General features: G+C 71.7%; 23 protein-coding genes and 2 pseudogenes. 14 read left to right on the plus strand and 11 right to left on the minus strand.

Going from position 1 to position 21852, the window contains the following annotated elements; all coding sequences use genetic code 11:
* Window positions 1-10 precede the first annotated feature (10 nt).
* Window positions 11-418: a DUF7144 family membrane protein gene (locus V5E28_RS11720; protein ID WP_336206726.1), complete on the plus strand. Its 408-nt coding sequence runs from the start codon at window positions 11-13 to the stop codon at window positions 416-418.
* Here V5E28_RS11720 and V5E28_RS11725 read toward each other — a convergent pair.
* The gene (locus V5E28_RS11725; protein WP_336206728.1) at window positions 378-1532 is read right to left on the minus strand and encodes an FAD-dependent oxidoreductase; all 1155 of its coding nucleotides are present in this window, start codon (window positions 1530-1532) and stop codon (window positions 378-380) included. The two genes, V5E28_RS11720 and V5E28_RS11725, sit on opposite strands and share 41 nt — an antisense overlap.
* Window positions 1533-1628: 96 nt before the next feature.
* Here V5E28_RS11725 and V5E28_RS11730 point away from each other — a divergent pair, with 96 nt between their 5' ends.
* On the plus strand, window positions 1629-2240 hold the full coding sequence (locus tag V5E28_RS11730) for a TetR/AcrR family transcriptional regulator (RefSeq protein WP_336206730.1): 612 nt from the start codon (window positions 1629-1631) through the stop codon (window positions 2238-2240).
* A gap of 11 nt (window positions 2241-2251) precedes the next feature.
* On the opposite strand, the gene V5E28_RS11735 is transcribed toward V5E28_RS11730, so the two are convergent.
* Entirely contained in the window at window positions 2252-2473 is a 222-nt protein-coding gene (locus V5E28_RS11735; protein WP_336206732.1) for a hypothetical protein, read from the minus strand.
* On the opposite strand from V5E28_RS11735, the gene V5E28_RS11740 reads away from it, so the two are divergent.
* Together V5E28_RS11740 and V5E28_RS11745 are read left to right on the plus strand one after the other, a co-directional pair.
* A complete protein-coding gene (locus V5E28_RS11740) occupies window positions 2466-2609 on the plus strand; it encodes a hypothetical protein (protein WP_336206734.1) in 144 nt (47 codons plus the stop codon). The genes V5E28_RS11735 and V5E28_RS11740 overlap by 8 nt on opposite strands.
* Window positions 2606-2836 (plus strand): hypothetical protein, encoded by a 231-nt coding sequence (locus tag V5E28_RS11745; RefSeq protein WP_336206735.1) that lies wholly within the window; start codon window positions 2606-2608, stop codon window positions 2834-2836. Before V5E28_RS11740 ends, V5E28_RS11745 begins: the two co-directional genes overlap by 4 nt.
* Before the next feature lie 260 nt (window positions 2837-3096).
* Here V5E28_RS11745 and V5E28_RS11750 read toward each other — a convergent pair.
* From V5E28_RS11750 to V5E28_RS11765, 5 genes and pseudogenes are all read right to left on the minus strand, one after another.
* Window positions 3097-3555, minus strand: a pseudogene (locus tag V5E28_RS11750) (cytochrome P450); the annotation flags it as partial.
* A gap of 16 nt (window positions 3556-3571) precedes the next feature.
* Window positions 3572-4237 carry an ABC transporter permease gene (locus V5E28_RS11755; protein WP_336206737.1) on the minus strand — a complete coding sequence of 222 codons (666 nt, stop codon included), beginning with the start codon at window positions 4235-4237 and terminating at the stop codon, window positions 3572-3574.
* Window positions 4203-4346, minus strand: a pseudogene (locus V5E28_RS49495) (hypothetical protein); the annotation flags it as partial. The gene V5E28_RS11755 and the pseudogene V5E28_RS49495, both read right to left, overlap by 35 nt.
* Window positions 4319-4570: a hypothetical protein gene (locus V5E28_RS11760; RefSeq protein ID WP_442945797.1), complete on the minus strand. Its 252-nt coding sequence runs from the start codon at window positions 4568-4570 to the stop codon at window positions 4319-4321. The pseudogene V5E28_RS49495 and the gene V5E28_RS11760, both read right to left, overlap by 28 nt.
* An 88-nt stretch (window positions 4571-4658) precedes the next feature.
* On the minus strand, window positions 4659-5189 hold the full coding sequence (locus tag V5E28_RS11765; protein ID WP_336206739.1) for a GNAT family N-acetyltransferase: 531 nt from the start codon (window positions 5187-5189) through the stop codon (window positions 4659-4661).
* Window positions 5190-5312: 123 nt separating this feature from the next.
* On the opposite strand from V5E28_RS11765, the gene V5E28_RS11770 reads away from it, so the two are divergent.
* The gene (locus tag V5E28_RS11770) at window positions 5313-6599 is read left to right on the plus strand and encodes an ArsB/NhaD family transporter (RefSeq protein ID WP_336206741.1); all 1287 of its coding nucleotides are present in this window, start codon (window positions 5313-5315) and stop codon (window positions 6597-6599) included.
* Here the strand turns inward: V5E28_RS11770 and V5E28_RS11775 are convergent.
* From V5E28_RS11775 to V5E28_RS11785, 3 genes are read right to left on the minus strand one after another with little or no spacing between them, the layout of a single operon-like run.
* Window positions 6592-7482, minus strand: a complete 891-nt coding sequence (locus V5E28_RS11775; protein WP_336206742.1) for a DMT family transporter — start codon at window positions 7480-7482, stop codon at window positions 6592-6594. The genes V5E28_RS11770 and V5E28_RS11775 overlap by 8 nt on opposite strands.
* 11 nt (window positions 7483-7493) lie before the next feature.
* The gene (locus V5E28_RS11780) at window positions 7494-8930 is read right to left on the minus strand and encodes a pyridoxal phosphate-dependent decarboxylase family protein (protein ID WP_336206744.1); all 1437 of its coding nucleotides are present in this window, start codon (window positions 8928-8930) and stop codon (window positions 7494-7496) included.
* Between the two features lie 41 nt (window positions 8931-8971).
* Window positions 8972-9820, minus strand: a complete 849-nt coding sequence (locus V5E28_RS11785) for an AraC family transcriptional regulator (protein WP_336206747.1) — start codon at window positions 9818-9820, stop codon at window positions 8972-8974.
* Between V5E28_RS11785 and V5E28_RS11790 the strand changes: the two genes are divergently transcribed.
* From V5E28_RS11790 to V5E28_RS11830, 9 genes are all read left to right on the plus strand, one after another.
* A complete protein-coding gene (locus V5E28_RS11790; RefSeq protein WP_336206749.1) occupies window positions 9819-10070 on the plus strand; it encodes a hypothetical protein in 252 nt (83 codons plus the stop codon). The genes V5E28_RS11785 and V5E28_RS11790 overlap by 2 nt on opposite strands.
* 3 nt (window positions 10071-10073) lie before the next feature.
* Window positions 10074-11162, plus strand: a complete 1089-nt coding sequence (locus V5E28_RS11795) for a hypothetical protein (RefSeq protein WP_336206751.1) — start codon at window positions 10074-10076, stop codon at window positions 11160-11162.
* A gap of 304 nt (window positions 11163-11466) precedes the next feature.
* Window positions 11467-12663: an MFS transporter gene (locus V5E28_RS11800; protein ID WP_336206753.1), complete on the plus strand. Its 1197-nt coding sequence runs from the start codon at window positions 11467-11469 to the stop codon at window positions 12661-12663.
* Window positions 12664-12677: 14 nt separating this feature from the next.
* Window positions 12678-16337, plus strand: a complete 3660-nt coding sequence (locus V5E28_RS11805; RefSeq protein WP_336206755.1) for a nitrate reductase subunit alpha — start codon at window positions 12678-12680, stop codon at window positions 16335-16337.
* Window positions 16337-17989: a nitrate reductase subunit beta gene (gene narH, locus V5E28_RS11810; RefSeq protein ID WP_336206757.1), complete on the plus strand. Its 1653-nt coding sequence runs from the start codon at window positions 16337-16339 to the stop codon at window positions 17987-17989. Before V5E28_RS11805 ends, narH begins: the two co-directional genes overlap by 1 nt.
* Window positions 17986-18594, plus strand: coding sequence for a nitrate reductase molybdenum cofactor assembly chaperone (gene narJ / locus V5E28_RS11815; protein WP_336206759.1), 609 nt, complete (start codon window positions 17986-17988; stop codon window positions 18592-18594). Before narH ends, narJ begins: the two co-directional genes overlap by 4 nt.
* Window positions 18591-19313, plus strand: a complete 723-nt coding sequence (narI, locus tag V5E28_RS11820; RefSeq protein WP_336206761.1) for a respiratory nitrate reductase subunit gamma — start codon at window positions 18591-18593, stop codon at window positions 19311-19313. The genes narJ and narI overlap by 4 nt, the downstream gene beginning before the upstream one ends.
* 105 nt (window positions 19314-19418) lie before the next feature.
* A complete protein-coding gene (locus tag V5E28_RS11825; protein WP_336206763.1) occupies window positions 19419-20282 on the plus strand; it encodes a universal stress protein in 864 nt (287 codons plus the stop codon).
* On the plus strand, window positions 20282-21133 hold the full coding sequence (locus V5E28_RS11830; protein ID WP_336206765.1) for a universal stress protein: 852 nt from the start codon (window positions 20282-20284) through the stop codon (window positions 21131-21133). Before V5E28_RS11825 ends, V5E28_RS11830 begins: the two co-directional genes overlap by 1 nt.
* A gap of 39 nt (window positions 21134-21172) precedes the next feature.
* Here the strand turns inward: V5E28_RS11830 and V5E28_RS11835 are convergent, their stop codons facing one another.
* Window positions 21173-21829 (minus strand): helix-turn-helix domain-containing protein, encoded by a 657-nt coding sequence (locus tag V5E28_RS11835; RefSeq protein ID WP_336206767.1) that lies wholly within the window; start codon window positions 21827-21829, stop codon window positions 21173-21175.
* Window positions 21830-21852: the final 23 nt, after the last annotated feature.

The following is a 21852-nucleotide window of genomic DNA, read 5'->3' on the forward strand; positions in this document are numbered from 1 at the left end:
GGGGGCGACGATGACATACCAGAGTCGGCACGTGACGGGCTGGGTGGGCTGGGTGTGGTTCGCCGGTATGCTCATGATCATCGCGGGGGTCTTCAACATCGTCAGCGGCCTGTACGCGGTCGTCAACGACGACGTCTATGTCCGCACGCCGCTGCGGTTGCTGTTCTTCGACGTGTCGGCATGGGGCTGGATCCACCTGGTGTTCGGCATCGTGCTCCTGGCCGCCGGGGTCGCGGTGAGCGTCGGTCAGACCTGGGCCCGCGTCGTCGCGGTGATCCTGGTCATGCTCAACGCCATGACCCAGCTCACCTGGATCGGCGTCAACCCGTGGTGGTCGCTGGCCGTCATCGCGGTCGACGTGCTGGTGCTGTACGCGCTCATCGTGCATGGCGGGGAAGCCCGGGACCTGGCCCGCTGACCGCCGCGGGCAGCTGTCCCGGGTCGTGGTCGTAGAGCCAGCCCGTGGCCTTCTCGTAGAAGCGCTCGAAGAAGAACGGCATGAAGGCGTCCCGGAACCAGGCCGGCACCGGGCCGGCGGTCTTGGCGTCCCGGTTGGCGGCGGCGGTCTTGGCCAGCTTGCCGGTGCGGTCATGGCGTACCCGGTCGAAGGCGGTCAGGGCCGCGGGGATCTCACCGGCTGAGGCCAGCTCGCGGGCGAGGGCGACGGCGTCCTCGATCGCCATGGAGGCTCCCTGCCCGGCGCCGACGGGATGGGCCGCGTCGCCGACCAGCACGGTGCGGTCGTCGTGACGGCGGGTGACCGGTGCGAGCACGTGCAGGAGGGTCCCGGTGCGCACGCTCGACGGGGCGCCCAGCAGGGAGAGCACGGCGGGCTCGGTGCGGAACAGCGCGGCCAGGCCGTCGATGCCGATGGCGGCCGGGTCGGCGGGTTGCTCGGCGGAGGCCACCTGCGCGGACCACCACACCGTGCCGTCGGGCGCGGGGATGTGGACGAAGGCGCCGCGGCGGGCGAAGACCATGTTGAAGCTCGGTCGCTCCGCGTCTGTGCGGGTGCTGGTGCCGGAGACGGAGTAGAGGCCCGCGTAGACGGGCTCGGGGACTGTGGGGTCCAGGGCGCGGCGGGTGGCGGACCAGATGCCGTCCGCCCCCACGACGAGGTCGGCGCCGGTGGCGGCCGGGTCGTGCGGGCCGGTCAGCCGCCGGTCGGTGAGGATGCGCGCACCGGATCGCACCGCCTCGTCCCGCAGCGTCCTGACCAGGTCGGCGCGCATCAGCGTGACGCTGTGGAGCGGGTCGCCGGAGCGCCGCCCACGGGGCACGTCGCCCAGCGGTTTGCCCCGGCCCGACCACATGCGCTGACGCTCCACCCCGAAGCCGGCCTCCTGGACGGCGGGCAGGCAGCCGAGGGCGTCCAGTGCCCGCAGCCCGTTGACGGACAGGCTGACGAACGAGCCGACAGGGCCCGCCGGATCGTTGTAGGCCTCGTACACCGTGACCGCGGCCCCGATGCGCGCCAGCGCGATCGCGCTCGCCGCTCCGGCCACTCCGCCGCCTATCACCGCTGCTCGCATCATCCGCTCCCCGAATCGCTATTCACCGAATGTCTATTCGGTGAAATCGCGTTCAGTATGATGGGACTGCGAGATCGTCGTCAAGCGGAGGACCGGATGGGTGTGCGCAAGGCCAGGGCGGCCGAGACCGAGGCGGCGCTGAAGGAGGCCGCACGGCGCCAGTTCGTCGAGCGCGGTTATCTGAATACCAAGATCACCGACATCACGGCTGCGGCCGGCCGTGCCACCGGTTCCTTCTACGACCACTTCACCGGCAAGGAGGACCTGCTGCAGGCCCTGCTCAGCGACATGCGAGGCCAGGCCCACGAGCTCGCCGGACCCGAGCACCCGCCGCACGACCTGACCGACCGCGACCAGCTGCGCCATCACCTGGCCGTGGCCTGGCACCTGTTGCGTGACAACCGGTCCGTCATGGTCGCGCTGTTCGAGTCGACGGTCGCCGCCGGCCCCGGCAGCGGCGAGGCCTGGCGGCGGCTCGCCGACGACACCCGGATCCTCGGCGACCACCTGGAGCACCTGCGACAGCGCGAGCGCCCGCTGCCCGGCGATCCGACGCTGGTCGCCGCGGCGATGGGCGGGATGCTGTCGATGCTCGCCTACGCGCTGCTCACCGACGACCCGGGGCGGCCCCGGTACACCGACGACGAGGTCCTGGACACCCTCACCGACCTCCTCCTGCACGGGCTGGCGGGCCAGAAGCCGGTCTGAGCGCCTGCTCCTTACGCGTGCGGGGCCTCCTTGGGGAAGGCGAGCTGGTGGTGCGGGAGCCCTGCCACGGAGGCCTCGCCGCAGTTCAGCCTGGGGCAGGCGAAGAAATCAGGCTGCGAGGATGCGTTCACGGAGACCTGGGGTGCAACGGCGTGCCGAACGTCGGCGAGGTGCGCGGGGGCCGCCGCGATCCCGAACCCGCCCCGGCTGAAGGAGGCCGTGGCCGTGCGCACTGTGCCGGGCCTGCGGGGCGGACGCGACGAGCTGCTCAACGCGATCGTCTATGCTCCATACTCCACGTGCTGCGGGGCGCCGGGCACGACGACGAACGGGCTGCGGGCGCTGCCCGGAGAGCTGGTGGCGGCATGAGTGGCATCGGGAGATGGAGCCTCGGCATCGGCGTCGGGCTCCTGGTCGGAGCCGTGCTGTGCGCAGTGCTGAACCTGGTCCCGGTCGCAGTGATCACCGGCCTCCTGGGCCTGGTCGCGCTCGGCGTCGCGGGGTACGACGCGATCTACAACTGGCTGGACCGGGCCGACTCGCGCCGTCGGGAAGCCAGGGCCCGCCGGGAACGTGAAGGCCTCCAGGGCCGCTGAACGGAAAGCCGGTGCTCACGCAGCATGCGCTTGTGTTGGTAGTTGCCGGCGAATGACGTCCGATACGTGATGCGTACGGTCGCGACCACGTTGGCCGCGGCCGTACGCGAATATCGATCGAGCTATCCTCCGCTGGACGTAGCGGCGACCAGCGGCAGAGTTGACCGGACCGCACGGCGTCGCGTACGCGATCGCCGCAGGCGGGCAGGCACAGCGGGGGCGGGCGGCCGTACGCGTCCTCATCCGTCACTGGCGGGCGGTCACACGTCCCAGGTGATCGGGAGGCTCTTGACCCCGTAGATGTCCGCGGTCTCCGGGCGCAGGGCGACCTCTTCGGCAGGTACGGCCAGGCGCAGCGTGGGGAAGCGGTTGAGCAGCGCGGGGAGGGCGACCCGCATCTCGACGCGGGCCAGCTGCTGGCCCAGGCACTGGTGGATGCCGTGGCTGAAGGCCAGGTGCCCGCCGTCCTGCCTGCGCAGGTCGAGCACGTGGGGGTCGGTGAAGCGTTCGGGGTCGCGGTTGGCGGTGTTGAGAGACAGGATGACCGTCGAGCCGGCCTTGACGCTCTGGCCGCCCAGCTCGACGTCCTCCAGCGCGACCCTCGCGAACTGCTTGGCGACGCTCAGATACCGCAGCAGCTCCTCCACGGCCTGGTCGGTGAGCGCGGGCTCGGCGCGCAGCGCCGCCAGCTGCTCCGGGTTCTGCAGCAGCGCGAAGGTGCTCCGTCGACACGGCCTAGGAGATCTTGCGGCGGTAGGTGTTCATGGCGAAGGCGTAGGCGACGATGAGGATGCCGGCACACCAGGCCAGGGCGATCCAGATGTCAGTGCCGACCGGCTGCTGGGTGAACAGGTCGCGGATGGCGTTGACGATGGAGGTCACCGGCTGATATTCGGCGAAGACGCGCACCGGGCCGGGCATGGTGTCGGTGGGCACGAACGCTGAGCTGAGGAACGGCAGGAAGATGAGCGGGTAGGAGAACGCGCTCGCGCCTTCCATGGTCTTGGCAGACAGGCCGGGGATGACGGCGATCCACGTCAACGCCAGGGTGAACAGGATCAGGATTCCGGCGACCGCGAGCCATGCGGGCGCTCCCGCCGCCGAGCGGAAGCCCATGAGCAGGGCGACGCCCACGACGACCACGAGCGAGATCACATTGGCGACCAGCGAAGTCAAGACGTGCGCCCACAGGACGGACGACCGTGCGATCGGCATGGACTGGAATCGCTCGAAGATGCCGCCCTTCATGTCCATGAACAACCGGAACGCGGTGTAGGCGATGCCCGAGGCGACCGTGATGAGCAGGATGCCGGGCAGCATGTAGTTCACATACGAATCCGACCCTGTTCGGATCGCGCCGCCGAACACGTAGACGAACATCAGCATCATGGCGATCGGCATGATCGCGGTCGTGATGATGGTGTCCGGGCTGCAGCGCGGAGAAGTCCGCCATCAGGGCGGCCGCCAGGTCGTTCCAGGCGATCACCTCGTAGGTCGCGGACAGCACCATCGCGGCGGCCTGCGGCAGCCGGTCCAGCAGGTCCAGCAGGTCCAGGATGCCGCGGTGCACCTCGCGGCACGGGCCCGGCGGGGCGCCGGCCAGGTGGTGCAGGTGGTCGCGTTCGGCGTCCGAAAGGCGCAGTGCCCGGCCAGCACCTCGCGGGACGGGCGCGGGGCGCGGGCCTGTTCGGGGCGGGTGTAGTACTCGGTCGAGACGTACGCGAGCTGGGCCACCTCCTCGCGGCGCAGCCCAGGGGTGCGGCGGCGCCGCGGGAGCCGGGGAGACTACAGCGGCGCGTCAGCGTGGCGCCGCGGTCAGGGCTCAGTCTGACACGTCGGCGTCCGAGCGCAGCCGGGCGTAGAGGAGCTGGTCGTGCCAGCGCCCGCCGCGCCACTGCGCCTGGCGCAGGACGCCTTCGCGCTCGAACCCGGCCTTCTCCAGTGCGCGCTGCTCGGCGTGGTTCTGCGCGTCGGTGTAGGCCTGGATGCGGTGGGCCCTGGTGTGGTCGAAGAGGTAGGTGGCGAGCTGCCGCTGCGCCTCGGTGCCGATGCCGCGTCCCCGGTGGTCCGGCACAAGCATGATGGCGATCGTCCAGCACCAGGAGGTGGCGGGCGGGGCCCAGCCGCCGGCCTTGAACCATTGGATGCGCCCGGCCACCTGGTCGCCGGCGCACACTGTCAGCGTGCCGCCGTCGTCGCTCAGCAGGCCGTTCTCGGCGAATCCCTGCCACTCCTCCTTACGGCTGCGGTAGCCGAACCATTGGAGGGCGCCAGTGGCTTCCGGAGAGTGGAACACCTCGTCGAAGATCGTCAGGTCGCTCTCGAGGACTGGACGCAGCGTTATGGGCAGCAATGGTTCTCCCGACCGAAAAGGTGTACAGGATCGGACACCATATCGCGAGCGCCCATCTGGCGCGGGGTTAGCATCGGGGCTCATGAGGGTGATCGTGGCCCGAGATCCGCTGGTGGATGCCGGATGACCGTGCTGTCCTGGGTGACCGTGGCGGTCTTTCTGGCCGCTTACACGCTGATCGCCACCGAGAAGGTGCACCGGGTCGCCGCCGCTCTGGGCGGGGCGGGGATCATGCTGCTGATCCATGCCACCGGCGCCGAGGCGGCGTTCTTCTCCGGGCACTCGGGGATCGACTGGAACGTCGTCTTCCTGCTGCTCGGCATGATGATCATCGTCGGGGTGCTGAAGGAGACGGGGGTCTTCGAGTATCTGGCGATCTGGGCGGCCAAGCGGGCGCGCGGGCGGCCGTTCCGCCTGATGGCGCTGCTGGTGATCATCACGGGGAGCGCCTCGGCCCTGCTGGACAATGTCACCACGGTGCTGCTGATCGCGCCGGTGACGTTCCTGGTGTGCGAGCGGCTGGCGGTGCCCGCCGCGCCTTTCCTGATCGCCGAGGCGATGGCGTCCAACATCGGCGGCACGGCCACGCTGGTGGGCGATCCGCCGAACATCATCATCGCCAGCCGGGGCGGGCTGAGCTTCAACGACTTCCTGATCCACATGGCGCCGATGGTGATCGTGCTGATGGCGGTGTTCGTCGGGCTGTGCTGGCTGATGTTCGGGCGCGGGTTCCGCTACGACCCCGCGCGGGCGGCGGAGGTCATGGCGCTGAACGAGCGGGAGGCGATCTCCGACCGGCGGCTGCTGTGGCAGTCGCTGGTCGTGCTCGCGCTGGTGGTGGTCGCGTTCGTGCTGCATCCGGTGCTGCACTACGAGCCGTCGGTGGTGGCGCTGCTGGGCGCGGGCGTCCTGGTGGCCGCGACCAAGGTGACCACCGAGCAGGCCATCGCCGAGGTGGAGTGGCCGACGCTGGTGTTCTTCGCCGGGCTGTTCGTCATGGTGGGCGCACTGGTCGAGACCGGCGTCATCGGGCAGCTGTCCCAGGCCGCCGTGGAGGCCACCGGCGGGCGGCTGGAGGTGGCCACGATGGGGCTGCTGGGCGTCTCCACCGTGCTGTCGGCCATCGTGGACAACATCCCGTACGTGGCGACGATGAGCCCGATCGTCGCGGAGCTCGTGCGGGCGAGCGAGGGCGACGGACAGGTGCTCTGGTGGGCGCTGGCCTTCGGTGCGGACCTCGGCGGCAACGCCACCGCGGTCGGCGCCGCCGCCAACGTCGTCGTGGTGGGCATCGCCGCCCGCAACGGCGTGCCGATCACCTTCTGGCAGTTCACCAAGTACGGCCTGATCGTCACGGCGGTGACCGTCGGCCTGGTCGCGCCGTACCTGTGGCTGCGTTACCTCATGTGACCGGCCGGCGCCGGGAGGAGATCGCCACCCCCGCCAGGCACAGCGCGCCTCCCACGAACGTGAGCCAGCCAGGTACCTCGCCCAGCAGCGCCCACGACATCAGCACCACCAGCGCGGGCACCGCGTAGGTGGTGGCGCCCATGTTCCCCGCCGTGGTCCTGGCCAGGGCGTAGGCCCAGGTGGTGAAGGCCAGCGCGGTGGGGAAGACGCCGAGGAAGACCAGGTTCAGCGTCGCGGACAGGGGCGCTGCCGCGGCCTCGGTCACCAGTTGCCCGGCGAAGGGCAGGCAGGCGAGCGCGCCGACCGCGCAGCCGAAGGTGGTGACCTGCAGGGCGGAGGCGTGCCGGAGCGCGGGCTTCTGCACCAGGATGGCGACCGCCCAGGAGGCGGCGGCCACGAGGCAGAGCACCACGCCCAGGACGGAGGAGGCGCCCCCGGCGGACAGGGAGATCCCTACGATCACCGCGCCGGCGAAGGAGACGCCCATGCCGGCCAGCAGGCGGCGCGGAAAGCCCTCCTTGAGCACCCAGCCGGCCAGCAGCGCGATCAGCACCGGCCCGACGTTGATGACCATCGCCGCGGTGCCGGCGTCCACGAGCTGCTCGCCCCAGTTGAGCGCGACCATGTAGACGCCGAACCACAGCACGCCGGAGACGGCGATCCCCGGCCAGGCCTTACGGCCGGGCAGGCCCTCACCGCGTACGAGGAGGATGACGCCGAGCGTCAGCACGCCGGCCAGCAGACGGCCCAGCGCCAGCGCGCCGGGCGAGTAGTGCTGGCCTGCCACGCGGATGGCCACGAACGCCGACGCCCACAGCACGACCGTGACGCCCGCGGCGAGAAGGGCGCGGCTGTCCATCCGGGATTCAGTGATTTGCTGCATATGTCGGGACGTTAGCGCGCGGATGTTTCAGTATTCGACCAAATATGCTGGTCAACCGCCGCCCGGATGATGCGCAGGGCCTCGTGCACGTGGGAGGCGCGGGTGCGGACGCTCAGGACGCACAGGCGCAGGTAGAACCGGCCGCCGACGGAGGTGCTGGACAGGTAGATCCGCCGGGTGGCGTTGATCCTCGCCAGCAGGTCCCGGTTGGCCTCGTCGCCGCCGCGCACCCGGAACACCACGACGGACAGGTCCGGCTCCCACGGCAGTTCCACGCGCGGGTCCCGGCCCAGCTCGCGGTGTACGAGCGCGGCCAGGTCCAGCTTCTCCTCCAGCGCTTCGGCGAACGCGCGCACGCCGTGCAGGTGCAGTGGCAGCCACAGCCGCAGGCCACGGAACTCCCGGGTCAGCTCCGCGCCCAGGTGCCCGAAGTCCGGCAGGTCCGCCACGCGGTCGAGGTCCTGCAGGTACTGGCCGTCCGCGGCGTGGGCGGCGTGCAGGACGGCCGGGTCGCGCACCAGCAGCACGCCGGTCCCGTACGGCATGAACAGGCTCTTGTGCGGGTCGAACGCGATCGAGTCGGCCTGCTCGATCCCGGCGAGCCTGGCCCTGCCGCGCGCGGTGAGCTGGAAGCCGCCCCCGTAGGCGGCGTCGACGTGGAACCAGAGCCCTTCGGTACGCGCCAGACGGGCGAGCTCGGGCAGCGGGTCGACGGTCCCCGTGCTGGTGGTGCCCGCGGTGCCGGCCAGCAGGAAGGGGCGCAGCCCCGCGGCCCGGTCGGCCGCGATCAGCTCGGCGGCGGCGCCGGCGTCCATGCGCAGGCCGGCGGTGGCCGGCACGACGCGCACCCGGTCGGCCGGCAGGCCGGCGATCCTGGCGGCCTTGGCGACGCTGAGATGGGTGTGCTCGGTCACGTACAGGGTGCCGTCGCGGGCATCGTCGCCCAGCCGGTCGTGCCGGGCCGCGACCAGCGCCGACAGGGTGGCCAGCGAGGCGCCGGTCGTCACCACTCCGCCCGCGCCGGCCGGCAGGCCGAACAGCTCGCACGACCAGGCCAGCACACTCTGCTCCATGGCGACCAGCGCGGGGGCCGTCTGTGCCACGCCGGTGAACCGGTTGGCCGCCTGCGCGAGCATCTCGGCCAGCACCGAGGAGACCAGGCCCCCTGCCGGGAAGTAGGCGAGGTAGCCGGGGCCGGCCGTGTTCACCCCCTGGCCGGCCGCCTGACGGAAGGTCTCCAGGAGCTCGCGGAAGTCACCGGGGTCGTCTCCCGGAGGCCGCAGCAGCAGTGCGGCCAGCTGCTCGGCCTGCCGGTAGTCGCTGGCCGGGGCCGATTCCAGCTCGCCGATCCGATCGGCCATGAAGTCCACCGCGTGGCGGCCGAGCTCGGCGATCGTGTCCCGGTCGAGGTCAAGGGGGAGGCCGGGGCGGGCCTGGTTGTTCGTCATCCGGACACGGTAGGAAACGTGCCGCTCGCGGGGATTGGACGTTATTGCACCGCGCGCTGGTAGGCGCCCGGGGTGGCGCCGACGATGCGGCGGAAGTGGCGCGACAGGTGGGACTGGTCGCAGAAGCCGACGGACACGGCGGCCGCGGCCGCGGGCACGCCGCGCTCCAGCAGCTCGCGGGCGTGCCGGACCCGCAGTTGGGTGAGGTAGGCGTGCGGTGGCAGGCCGTAGGCGCGCTGGAAGGACCGCAGCAGCGCGAACGGGGTCGCGCCCGCCGCGGCGGCCAGCTCCTTCAGGCTCGGCGCGGCGGGCGGCGGGCGGCGCCCGTCGCCGGGAGATCCGAGCGAGGCGTGCAGGAACTCCCGCGCCCTGGCGGCGACGTCCTGCCCGGCCTCCCGCTCGCACCGGACCGGGCGTTGCCTGCCGTAGGCGGCCAGGAGCCGGGCCAGCAGCAGGTGCAGGCAGGTGTCGGCGGCGAGCGGGTCGCCCGTCTCGGCCGCTCGGTGCGCGGCCACGACCCGGCCGGCCATCCGCCCGTCCGCGACCACCCGCCGCGAGAACGACGGCTGCCCGGCCGGCGCGCCGATCTCCGCGCCGATGGCGGCCAGCTGCTCGACACTCGGATAGAGGACCCGGTACGTCCAGCCGCCGGGGCTGTGGGCCCGGCCGGTGTGGACGACGCCCGGGTCGATCAGCACGACCTCGTCGACCCCGGTGTACTCGACGCCGTCGGCGAACCGGATCTCCTCCGTCCCCGACTCCACCACGCCGATCGCGAACGTCTCGTGGCTGTGCCGGCTGAAACGGTGGCCGACGAACCGCGCCCGCATCAGGTCGAGGCCGCCCATTCCCTGATGCCGCCAGTAGCGCACCGACTCCCCGGAGCTCATGCGCCTCACCGTACCGGTGGACCTGTTGGGGCGGCTCGGCGCGTGCCGGAACGGCGGGCGCGTCCGGCCTCAGGCGACGGTGAGCCGGTTCGACAATATTCTTCACACAAAGTTATTGGGCCTCCCCTTTCGCATTCTTTTTCTTTACGATCACATCGGCCAATCAAGATCCACGGAGGCATCGCGGATGACGATCGAGATCAAGAAGGTCGAAGAAGTCGAGACAACCGGTAACAGCAACAGTTGCTGACCGTTGTGGGGCCTCCATTCCGGAGGCCCCACGCTCGCCGACGGCCCCGACGACTACGTGATCGGCAACGGTGAGACGTTCGTCAACGTGCCGGGCGTGGGGGCGGCCGTCGTCGCCGCGCTCGACGGCACCAGGACCGCGGCGCAGGCCCGCGAGCGGGTGCTGGCCGAACGCGGCGTGGACGTGGACGTGACCGAATTCGTCAGCGGCCTGGACGGCGCCGGGCTGCTCCGCCGGCCCGAACGCCCGACCAATCCGTGGGACCGGATCAGGCCCGGCCACGTGGCCTGGTTCTTCTCCCGGCCCGCCGACGCCGCGCTGCTGCTCCTGACCGCCTGCGCGGTCGCGGCCGCCGTCGCCGAGCCGGGCGTCCTGCCGGATCTGTACTCCCTGGTGTGGTCCAACAGCCTCACCTTCACCCTCACCTTCACCCTCGCCTTCGCGGCCGGCTCGTGGCTCCTCGTGCTTGCGCACGAGCTCGGCCACATCGCCGCCGCCAGGTCGCTGGGGGTGCGGGCCGAACTGTCGCTGGGCACCCGCCTGCAGTTCCTCGTCGTGCAGACCCGGATCACCGGGATCTGGGCCGTGCCGAGGAAGGCGCGCTACCGCGCCCATCTGGCCGGCATGCGGGTCGACTGGCTGCTCATCTGCGCCGCCGCGTGCACGCTCTACGTCGCCGACCTCGCCCTGGTCCGGCTGGTCATGGTCATCTGCCTGTCGCAGGTCGCCTGGCAGCTGCTGTTCTTCATGCGCACCGACGTCTACTACGCCTTCGCCAACGCCAGCGGCAACAAGAACCTCATGGCCGACGCGCAGGCCTACCTGCGCACCCGGCGGGGCGCGGCGCGGCGCGGCGTGCGGGCGTACGCGTGGTTCCTCGTCGTGGGCAGGGTGCTCGGGGTGGCCTTCTTCGCCGCCTACACGGTGCCCGTCACCGTCGCGGTGTGCCGGCAGTCGCTGGCGGAGCTCGCCGGGACGGGAAGCGCGTGGCAGCCGATCGCCACCCTGGCCGTGGTCGCCGCGGGCTGGCTGCTTTATCTGGGCGTGCTGGGCCGGCGCCTGCTTCGCACGGCACGCAGTCCCCGCGGGTGAATTACACCGGGCATTTGTGTGTCCGGCTATTTGGGATTTCCACTTCGTCGTCCCGCGAATGGTAAAAGTGGAAGAAAGTCCCAAAGGCGTAGCTGAGTAGACGGCGGTGAAGGCTGCTGTTACTGAGAGGGTGATGTCGGAAGCACCCGAGACGGCTCCGCGGTCGAGCAGGGATTCCCGGCATCCTGAACCAACGGCCGAACGGACCGAAACCGCGGGACCAAAGACCCTTAACCGGATGCGTGTCCCCGCAGGAGCCTGAGGAGTGCGCCCGCCAGGCATCGAACGTGGAGGTAGACAGGCCATGCCAGCCGTTCCGCCCGCCGTGGCGGGCACGACCACGGCCAACCGCATCAGAGCGCTGATCCTGGCGACGGTGGCCTTCGCGGTCAACTTCTGGGCCTGGGCGCTGCTCAGCCCGCTCGGCCCGGTGTACAAGGAGCTGCTCGGGCTGAGCGCCTTCGCCGTCTCGGTCCTGGTGGCCGTGCCGGTGATCGTCGGATCGCTCGGCCGCACGGTCCTGGGCGGGCTCACCGACCGCTACGGCGGCCGGATCGTCTTCTCGATCACGACCCTGCTCGGCGTGGTCCCCGTGCTCTTCCTGGCCTACGTCGACAGCTACCCCGCCCTGCTGGCGGGCGGGCTGCTGCTCGGCATGACCGGGGCCACGTTCGCCATCGGCGTGCCCTTCGTCAACGCCTGGTTCCCGCCCGAGCGGCGCGGCCTGGCGCTGGGCGTGTTCGGCATGGGCAACATCGGCACCGCCATCTCGGGGTTCGCCACGCCATGGCTGGCGCAGGAGTTCGGCCGCCGCGCGCCGTTCTACACGGTCGCGGTGGCGCTGGCCGTGGTGGGGCTGCTCATGCTGGCACTCGGCCGGGACGCGCCGGGCACGAAGCCCGCCACCGAGCCGTTCCTCACCAGGTTCACCGCCGCCGCCCGGCTGCGCGTCACCAAGGAAATGGCCGGGATCTACGCGCTGACCTTCGGCGGTCTCGTCGCCTTCGGCGTCTACCTGCCGCTGTACCTGCAGAGTGTCTACGGACTGACAGTGCCCGACGCCGCGGCCCGCTCCGCCGGGTTCGTGGTGCTGGCCACGCTGACCCGCCCGGTGGGCGGCTGGACGGCGGACCGGTTCGGCGGCGAGACGGTGCTCAGCTGGGCGCTGGTCGTCGTGTTCGCCTGCGCGGTCATCGTCTCGTTCGCGCCGGCGATGCCGCTGGCCACGGTCGGATTCCTGGTCATGGCCGCCGCGCTCGGCCTGGGCAACGGCGCCGTCTTCGCCGTCCTGGGCCGGGCGGTGCCCGCCTCGATGGTGGGCAGCGCCACCGGCGTGGTGGGAGCCGCCGGCGGGCTGGGCGGGTTCCTGCCGCCGATCATCATGGGCCTGATCTACCAGGCCACCGGCGCCTACGCCATCGGGCTCATGCTGCTGGCGGCGATGGCCTTCGGCGCCTTCGTCTACTGCTGGTTCATCCTGCGCCCCAACGCGCGGACCTGACCGAGAGGATCCACATGACGGGCATGGACGGTCCCATCAGCGACGCCCTGCTCAGGCTGGGTCGCTACCTGCGCCCCGGGAAGACCTCCGCCGACCTGCGGACGCTGCACCAGATCGGCGGCCGTCAGGGTGACGTGTTCTACCGGGACCGCTGGAGCCACGACAAGGTGGTCCGCTCCACCCACGGGGTGAACTGCACCGGATCGTGCTCCTGGAAGGTGTACGTCAAGGACGGCGTCATCACCTGGGAGGCGCAGGAGACGGACTACCCGAGCGTCGGCGGCGACCGGCCCGAGTACGAGCCGCGCGGCTGCCCCCGCGGCGCGGCCTTCTCCTGGTACACCTACTCGCCGACCCGGGTGCGTTTCCCGTACGCGCGCGGCGTGCTGGTGAGCATGTACCGGGAGGCCAAGGCCAGGCTCGGAGAGCCGGTCGCCGCCTGGGCGGAGATCACCGCGGACGCCGGCAAGCGCCGCCGCTACCAGTCGGCCCGCGGCAAGGGCGGGCTGGTCCGGGTCACGTGGGAGGAGGCCACCGAGATCATCGCGGCGGCGCACGTGCACACCATCAAGACCTACGGCCCCGACCGGGTGGCGGGCTTCTCCCCGATCCCCGCGATGTCCATGGCCTCGCACGCGGCCGGCGCCCGCTTCGTGTCGCTCATCGGCGGGGCGATGCTGTCGTTCTACGACTGGTACGCCGACCTGCCGGTGGCCTCCCCGCAGGTGTTCGGGGACCAGACCGACGTGCCGGAGTCCGCGGACTGGTGGGACGCCTCCTACCTGATGCTGTGGGGCTCCAACGTGCCCGTCACCCGCACCCCGGACGCGCACTACATGGCCGAGGCCCGCTACCGGGGCCAGAAGGTGATCGTGCTCTCGCCCGACTACAGCGACGCCGCCAAGTTCGCCGACGAGTGGCTCGCGCCGCACCCTGGCACCGACGGCGCCCTGGCGATGGCGATGGGTCACGTGATCCTCAAGGAGTTCTTCGTCGACTCCACCACGCCCTACTTCGCCGACTACGTCCGGCGCTTCACCGACCTGCCGTTCCTGGTGCTGCTGCGCGAGCGCGAGCCGGGCCGCTACCTGCCCGGCAAGTTCCTCACCGCCGCCGACCTCGGCGGGGAGGGAGAGGAAGCGGCGTTCACCACGGCCGTCTGGGACGCGCGCACCGGTGAGCCGGCGCTGCCGAACGGCTCGCTCGGCTTTCGCTTCCCCAGGGGCGGCGAGCAGGCCGAGGGCCGCTGGAACCTCGAACTGGGCGACCTCGACCCCGAGCTCACGATGCTCACCCAGCCCGGCGGCGAGAGCGTGACCGTCGCGCTGCCCCGCTTCGACGGCGAGGGCGGCGTGCTGGAGCGCGGCGTCCCGGTGCGCCGGATCGGCGAGCACCTGGTCACGACGGTGTACGACCTGATGCTCGCCCATTACGGCGTGCGGCGCGAGGGGCTGCCGGGACGCTGGCCGTCCGGCTACGACGACGCGGACGAGCCGTACACCCCGGCCTGGCAGGAGCCCCTCACCTCCGTCCCGGCGGCCAAGGCGCTGCGGATCGCCCGCGAGTTCGCCCGGAACGCCGTCGACTCGCACGGCCGATCCATGATCATCATGGGTGCCGGGACGAACCACTGGTTCCACTCCGACACGATCTACCGCTCGTTCCTGGCCCTGGTCACGCTCACCGGCTGCCAGGGCGTCAACGGCGGCGGCTGGGCCCACTACGTCGGCCAGGAGAAGTGCCGGCCGATCACCGGCTGGGCGACCCTCGCCTCCGGACTGGACTGGTCGCGCCCGCCGCGGCAGATGATCGGCACCGCCTACTGGTACCTGCACACCGACCAGTGGCGCTACGACACCTTCGGCGCCGACGTGGTCTCCTCACCGCTCGGTGACGGCGCCTTCGCCGGCAAGACCACCGCCGACCTGCTGGCGCAGTCCGCGCGGCTCGGCTGGATGCCCTCCTACCCGACCTTCGACCGCAATCCGCTCGACCTGGCCGACGAGGCGGCGGCCGCGGGGCGCGAGGCCGCGCCGTACGTCGTCGAAGAGGTCACCTCGGGCAGGCTCGGCTTCGCCTGCGAGGACCCCGACGCGCCCGCGAACTGGCCGCGGGTGCTGACCGTGTGGCGGGCCAACCTGCTCGGCTCGTCGGCCAAGGGTGACGAGTACTTCCTGCGCCACCTGCTCGGCACCGACGCCTCCCTGCGGGCCGAGGAGGCCGGGCCCGGCCAGCGGCCCGAGAGCGTCACCTGGCGGCAGGAGGCCCCCGAAGGCAAGCTCGACCTGCTGCTGTCGCTGGACTTCCGGATGACCTCGACCACGCTGTTCTCCGACATCGTGCTGCCCGCCGCCACCTGGTACGAGAAGCACGACCTGTCCTCCACCGACATGCACCCCTTCGTGCACGCCTTCACCCCGGCGATCGACCCGCCCTGGCAGACCCGTACCGACTTCGCCGCCTTCCACGCCATCGCCGCGGCCTTCAGCGAGCTGGCCCGCGAGCATCTCGGCACCCGCACGGACCTGGTCGCGGTGCCGCTGCTGCACGACACCCCCGACGAGCTGGCCTGCCCGCGCGGAGTCGTGCGCGACTGGCGGCAGACGGGACGGCCGCCCACGCCGGGACGCGACTTCCCCAAGGTGGTCGCGGTCGAGCGGGACTACGGTGCGATCGCCGCCAAGATGGCCGCGCTCGGGCCGCTGATCGACCGGCTGGGAGCCACCACCAAGGGCATCACCTACGACGTCACGGCGGAGATCGACCTTCTGCGCCGCACCAACGGGACGACCTCCGGCGGGCGGCCGTCCCTCGCCACCGACATCGACCTGTGCGAGGCCATCCTCGCCCTGTCAGGCACCACCAACGGCCGCCTGGCCGCCCAGGGATTCGCCACCCTCGCCCGCCGCACCGGCACCTCCTTCGACGGCCTGGCCGACGAGCACCGGCACATCACCTTCGCCGACACCCAGGCCCGCCCGGTGCCCGTGATCACCTCGCCCGAGTGGTCCGGCAGCGAGGCCGACGGTCGGCGCTACTCCGCCTTCACCATCAACGTCGAGCACCGCAAACCCTGGCACACCCTCACCGGGCGCCAGCACTTCTACCTCGACCACGACTGGATGCACGAGGCGGGCGAGGCGCTGCCGGTCTACCGGCCGCCGCTGAACATGACCGCGATGTTCGGCGAGCCCGGCATAGGCGAGTCCGGCCCGGACGGCATCACCGTGCGCTACCTCACCCCGCACTCCAAGTGGTCCATCCACTCCGAGTATCAGGACAACCTGCTCATGCTCACCCTGTCGCGCGGCGGGCCGAACATCTGGATGAGCCCCGCCGACGCGGCCAAGGCGAAGATCCGCGACAACGACTGGATCGAGGCGGTCAACCGCAACGGCGTCGTCGTCGCCCGCGCGGTCGTCTCCCACCGCATGCCCGAAGGGACCGTGTACATGTACCACGCCCAGGAACGCGTCGTGGACGTGCCCAGGAGCGAGACGTCCGGGCGGCGCGGCGGCATCCACAACTCGCTCACCCGCCTGCTGGTCAAGCCCACCCACCTGATCGGCGGCTACGCCCAGCTGTCGTTCGCCTTCAACTATCTCGGGCCCACCGGCAACCAGCGCGACGAGATCACCGTGATCCGCCGCCGCTCCCAGGAGGTGGACTACTGATGAAGGTCATGGGCCAGCTGGCCATGGTGATGAACCTGGACAAGTGCATCGGCTGCCACACCTGCTCGGTCACCTGCAAGCAGGCCTGGACCAACCGGGCCGGGGTCGAGTACGTCTGGTTCAACAACGTCGAGACCCGCCCCGGACAGGGCTACCCCCGCACCTACCAGGACCAGGAGAAGTGGCGGGGCGGCTGGGAGCTGAACCGGCGCGGCCGGCTCAAGCTCCGGGCGGGCGGGCGGCTGCGCAAGCTGCTCACCATCTTCGCCAACCCGCTCATGCCGTCCATCGGCGACTACTACGAGCCCTGGACCTACGACTACGACCGCCTCTTCTCCGCCCCCGAAACCGAGGACACCCCCGTCGCCCGCCCCAGGTCGCTCATCACCGGCGAACCCACCAAGATCTCCTGGAGTGCGAACTGGGACGACGACCTCGGCGGCGCCCCCGAGCTCACCGCCGCCGACCCGGTGCTGCGCAAGCTGTCGGACCAGGTGAAGCTGGAGTTCGAGCAGGCCTTCATGTTCTACCTGCCGCGCATCTGCGAGCACTGCCTCAACCCGTCGTGCGTGGCCTCCTGCCCGTCCGGCGCCCTGTACAAGCGCTCCGAGGACGGCATCGTCCTGGTCGACCAGGACCGCTGCCGCGGCTGGCGGATGTGCGTGACCGGCTGCCCGTACAAGAAGGTGTACTTCAACCACCGCACCGGCAAGGCGGAGAAGTGCACGTTCTGCTACCCCCGCGTCGAGGTCGGCATCCCCACCGTCTGCTCCGAGACCTGCGTGGGACGGCTGCGCTACATCGGTCTCGTCCTGTACGACGCCGACCGGGTCGCCGAAGCCGCCTGCGTGCCCGACGAGAAGGATCTGTACGAGGCGCAGAAGAGTGTGCTGCTGGACCCGCACGACCCCGAGGTGATCTCCGCCGCGCGCGCCTCCGGCATCCCCGAGGACTGGCTGGACGCCGCGCGCAGCTCACCCATCCACAAGCTGATCTTCGAGTACGGCCTCGCGCTGCCGCTGCATCCGGAGTACCGGACGATGCCCATGGTCTGGTACATCCCGCCGCTGTCACCCGTGGTCGACGTGCTCGCCGGGACCGGCCACGACGGCGAGGACGCCGGCAACCTCTTCGGCGCCATCGACGCGCTGCGCATCCCCGTGGCCTACCTCGCCGAGCTGTTCACCGCGGGAGACCCCGAGCCGGTGCGGGACGTGCTGCGGCGCCTGGCCGCCATGCGCTCCTACATGCGCCGCCTCAACCTCGGCCAGAGTCCCGACGAGAGCATCGCCGCCGCGGCCGGCCTGACCGGCGAGCAGGTCGAGAGCATGCACCGGCTGCTGGCCCTGGCCCCCTACGCCGAGCGCTACGTGATCCCCAAGGCCCACGCCGAGCAGGCGGGCCAGCTGGAGGAGCTGGCGAGCGGCTGCAGCCTGGACTACGAGGGCGGCCCGGGGATGACCGGCCCGTTCGGCGAGGCGTCCGGGACGCCGGCGCCGGTCGCGGTGGAGAACTTCCACGCGCTCAAGCACCGCCAGTCCACCGGCGCCCTCGTCGATCCCGCCGACCGTGCCGAGCGGGTCAACCTACTCAACTGGGACGGCAAGGGGCTGCCCGACGGCCTGTTCCCCAAGCACAAGGAGGACTCGTGATCGAGCGGGCCGTGCACCTGACCGCCTCGGTGCTGCTCAGCTATCCGGACGACCGGCTGGCCGAGGCTCTGCCCCTGCTGAACATGACCGTGCGCGGCATGCCGGCGGGCGAGCCCGCCAAGCGCCTGGGGGCGTTCCTGGACCACGTCTCCGTCACCCCGCTGCCCGACCTCGCCGAGCACTACGTGGCCGTCTTCGACTTCAGGCGCCGCTGCTGCCCGTATCTGACGTACTACACCTACGGCGACACGCGGAAGCGCGGGATGGCGCTGCTGAGGTTCAAGCACGCTTTCAGGGAGGCGGGCTTCGAGCCCGCCGACGGCGAGTTGCCCGACCACCTGGCCGTCGTCTGCGAGCTGTCGGCCCGGGGCGCCACCGAACAGGCCAGGCGGCTGCTGCGCGAGCACCGCGCGGGCCTGGACCTGCTGCTGAAGGCGCTGGAGGCGGAGGGCTCGCCGTACGCCGACGTCGTCGCCGCGGTGCTCGCCACCCTGCCGCCGTCCACCGCCCGCGAGCGTGCCGCCGCCGCCCGGCTGGCCGCGGAGGGACCACCCGCCGAGGAGGTCGGCCTGCCCGCCTACCCGACGCCCGGAGCGACCCGGTGAACGCGCTCGACCTGCTCCTGTGGGTGGTCGCGCCGTACGTGGCGCTCACCGTGTTCGTGCTCGGCCACGTCTGGCGCTACCGCTACGACAAGTTCGGCTGGACGACCCGCTCCTCCCAGCTGTACGAGTCCCGGCTGCTGCGGATCGGCAGCCCGCTGTTCCACTTCGGCATCCTCGTCGTGATCCTCGGCCACGTCGGCGGCCTGGTGATCCCCAAGTCGTGGACGGAGGCCGTGGGCGTCACCGAGGACGCCTACCACGTGGTCGCCGTGGCGCTGGGCACCATCGCCGGCGCGTGCACGGTCGCTGGCCTGGCCATCCTCGTCTACCGCCGCCGCACCGTGGGGCCGGTCTTCTCCGCCACCACCCGCAACGACAAGCTCATGTACGCCGTCCTCAGCGTGGTCATCCTGCTGGGGCTGGCCGCGACGGTCGCCGCCAACATCCTCGGCGGCGGCTACGACTACCGCTCCACCGTCTCGCCCTGGTTCCGCTCCATCTTCATGTTCCAGCCCCGGGGCGAGCTCATGGCCGGCGCGCCCCTGCTGTTCCGGCTACACGCCTTCAGCGCGCTGGTGCTGTTCGCCCTGTGGCCCTTCACCCGCCTGGTGCACATGCTGACCGCGCCCGTCGGCTACCTCACCCGGCCCTACATCGTCTACCGCAGCCGCGAGGCCAGGACCGGACCTCCCACCTGGATGCCCGGCGGCCGCCGCTGAAGGCCGGGACCAACGGCATCCACATCAGGACCTTCGGCCCGGGCACGGACGGGGCCGGCTCGCGAAACTGGAGGTGAGCGAGCGGACAGGCGCAGGAGGCGCGGGATGGCTCGGCAGATCGTGGTAGGCGTGGACGGATCGGCGCCCGCGACCGCGGCGGTGGAATGGGCCGCGGCCGACGCCCGCCGCAGAGGACTCGACCTGCGGGTCGTGCACGTCTGTGAGGATTGGCCCGCCGGCAGCGGGGGCTACGAATGCCGTGCGGGCGCCCTGGAGGCCGCCGGCGACCACGCCCGCCAGCTGTGCGGCGGAGTCCGGGTGACCACCGAACTCCTGCCGGGGAACGTGGCCAGGGCCCTGATCGGCGAGTCCGAGACGGCGGACAGCCTGGTCCTGGGCAGCAGGGGGCTCGGCGGGTTCGCCGGGATGGTGGTCGGTTCGATCGGCATGGCCGTGGCCGGGCACGCCACCGGACCGGTCGTCATCGTGCGCGCCCCGTCCGTGACGCAGCACGGCCGGATCGTGGTCGGCTACGACGGCTCCGGGCACTCCGAGGCGGCCATGCGGTACGCCGTCGAGCAGGCCCGGGCGCGCTACACCGAGCTGCACGTCGTCTACGGCTGGCAGATGCCGGGCTTCTCGCCGTACGCGGTCGCCTACGGCGGCGTGATCGAGCAGATCATGGAGGAGCAGGTCCGCGCGGCGAGCGAGCGCGTGATCCCGTGGCGCGAGCGGAACCCCGACCTGCTGATCACCGACGAGCAGGTGTGCGAACACCCGGTCTCCGCGCTGGTCAAGGCGTCGGCGACCGCCGACCTCGTCGTGGTGGGCTCGCGCGGCCTGGGCGGCTTCGCCTCGGCGGTGCTCGGCTCCGTCGGGCACGGCGTGCTGCACCACGTGACCTGCCCGGTCGCGGTGGTACGGCCACGCGGAGCCGACCGCGGGCGCGATCACCCGGGGGGGTTGTGATGACCGGGTTCGTCGTCGTGGGAGTGGACGGTTCGGAGCCTTCGGGAGCGGCGCTCGACTGGGCCGCGGACGACGCCGCCCGCCGCGGGCTCGGCCTGCGCCTGGTGCATGTGCGCGCGCCGTGGGCCGCGGAGCACCCGCTCACCGGCGACCACGAATCCCGCACCGAGCAGTGCGAGCGGCTGCTCGCGGCCGCTTCGGCGCGGGCCCGGGACCGCTCGCCCGGCCTGGTGGCGATGACCGCGCTGGTCACCGGCGCGGTGGTGGAGCGGCTGAGGAGCGAGTCGGAGACCGCCGACACGGTGGTGGTCGGCAGCAGGGGGCTGGGCGGGTTCGCCGGGCTGGTGCTGGGCTCGGTGGGGCTCGGCCTGGCCGGGCACGCACACTGCCCGCTCGTCGTGGTCCGGGGCCCGGCACGGTCTCCGCAGGGCGAGGTCGTCGTCGGTTTCGACGGTTCGAGCGACGCCGAGGCGGCCGTCGAATACGCCCTGCGGCAGGCGGGCGCGAGGGGAGCGCGGCTGCGCGCCGTCCACGCCCGGCCGTACCCGGTGCTCGCGGCCCATCCGACGGGATACGGGCCGCTGCCGCCCGAGGATCACGGCGCCGAGCTGCGGCAGCGGCTGCTCTCCTTGGGGGCCCGGCATCCGGACGTGGAGGTGGTCGAGTCCGTCGTGCGCGGGCATCCCGTGCCCGCTCTGGCGGACGCCTCCCGCGAGGCCGACCTGGTCGTGCTCGGATCGCGCGGGCTCGGCGGGTTCGCCTCGGCCGTGCTGGGGTCGGTGAGCCACGCGGTCCTGCACCGCGCCCACTGCCCGGTCGCCGTCGTACCGGCGCGCAGGAGCCCGTCATGACCGGCATCCGCCCACAGCCGGCGAGCCGCCGCGCGAGGCCTACAGGCCGCGGATGCGGCGGCCGGTGATCTGTGAAGGGATGATGCGGACGTAGAGCTGGCGCTCGCCGCCGGCCCACGGGCTGACGTCGGAGCCGGTCAGCTGGACCGTCTCCTCCTGCGGCACGTGGTGGACGGGCCCCTGGACGAGGACGCTCCACCCTTCGCGCCGCGCCTCGTCGATCCGGTCCACCTCGAAGCCGACCTTGATCTCCACGCCTTGCACGCCGGTGCGCAGGTCCTTGTCCATGGGGCCGCCCTGGGCGGTGCGGAACAGGACGGCGCCGTCGTGGACCTTGTAGTTGACGGGCAGCACCGTGGGACCGTGCGAGCCGTTGAACGCCACCCGGCCGATGCCGCCCGGCGCGATCAGCCGCAGGCACTCCTCCTGGTCCAGCTTCTCCAGCGCCGGAGCCGCCGCCGCGGCGCCGCGGCCGGGAGGCCGGTCGAAAGCGCCGCCGAGCAGGTCGTCAACGGTGGTCTGCAAGGCGTCGGCCAGGCGTGCGACGGCGTCGGTGCTGGGACTGCCGGTGTTCTCCTCCAGGTATTCGACATAGCCGGGTGAGACGGCGGCGCGCTCCGCGACCTGGTCGCGGGTGAGGCCGAGGCGCGCGCGGTGATGGGCGATGCGGCGTCCTAGGTCCCCGGTGCGGGTCATGTTCGTTCCCCTTTGATCGATGG

The organism is Nonomuraea sp. LPB2021202275-12-8 (assembly GCF_037044575.1).
Taxonomy (GTDB): Bacteria; Actinomycetota; Actinomycetes; order Streptosporangiales; family Streptosporangiaceae; genus Nonomuraea.

Excerpts from the sequence above, each read along its gene's own strand:
- V5E28_RS11720 (WP_336206726.1), top strand. The coding sequence starts at position 11 with ATGACATACCAGAGTCGGCACGTGACGGGCTGGGTGGGCTGGGTGTGG.
- V5E28_RS11725 (WP_336206728.1), bottom strand. The coding sequence starts at position 1,532 with ATGCGAGCAGCGGTGATAGGCGGCGGAGTGGCCGGAGCGGCGAGCGCG.
- V5E28_RS11730 (WP_336206730.1), top strand. The coding sequence starts at position 1,629 with ATGGGTGTGCGCAAGGCCAGGGCGGCCGAGACCGAGGCGGCGCTGAAG.
- V5E28_RS11745 (WP_336206735.1), top strand. The coding sequence starts at position 2,606 with ATGAGTGGCATCGGGAGATGGAGCCTCGGCATCGGCGTCGGGCTCCTG.
- V5E28_RS11755 (WP_336206737.1), bottom strand. The coding sequence starts at position 4,237 with ATGCCGATCGCCATGATGCTGATGTTCGTCTACGTGTTCGGCGGCGCG.
- V5E28_RS11770 (WP_336206741.1), top strand. The coding sequence starts at position 5,313 with ATGACCGTGCTGTCCTGGGTGACCGTGGCGGTCTTTCTGGCCGCTTAC.
- V5E28_RS11775 (WP_336206742.1), bottom strand. The coding sequence starts at position 7,482 with ATGCAGCAAATCACTGAATCCCGGATGGACAGCCGCGCCCTTCTCGCC.
- V5E28_RS11780 (WP_336206744.1), bottom strand. The coding sequence starts at position 8,930 with ATGACGAACAACCAGGCCCGCCCCGGCCTCCCCCTTGACCTCGACCGG.
- V5E28_RS11790 (WP_336206749.1), top strand. The coding sequence starts at position 9,819 with ATGCGCCTCACCGTACCGGTGGACCTGTTGGGGCGGCTCGGCGCGTGC.
- V5E28_RS11785 (WP_336206747.1), bottom strand. The coding sequence starts at position 9,820 with ATGAGCTCCGGGGAGTCGGTGCGCTACTGGCGGCATCAGGGAATGGGC.
- V5E28_RS11800 (WP_336206753.1), top strand. The coding sequence starts at position 11,467 with ATGCCAGCCGTTCCGCCCGCCGTGGCGGGCACGACCACGGCCAACCGC.
- V5E28_RS11805 (WP_336206755.1), top strand. The coding sequence starts at position 12,678 with ATGACGGGCATGGACGGTCCCATCAGCGACGCCCTGCTCAGGCTGGGT.
- narH (WP_336206757.1), top strand. The coding sequence starts at position 16,337 with ATGAAGGTCATGGGCCAGCTGGCCATGGTGATGAACCTGGACAAGTGC.
- V5E28_RS11825 (WP_336206763.1), top strand. The coding sequence starts at position 19,419 with ATGGCTCGGCAGATCGTGGTAGGCGTGGACGGATCGGCGCCCGCGACC.
- V5E28_RS11830 (WP_336206765.1), top strand. The coding sequence starts at position 20,282 with ATGACCGGGTTCGTCGTCGTGGGAGTGGACGGTTCGGAGCCTTCGGGA.
- V5E28_RS11835 (WP_336206767.1), bottom strand. The coding sequence starts at position 21,829 with ATGACCCGCACCGGGGACCTAGGACGCCGCATCGCCCATCACCGCGCG.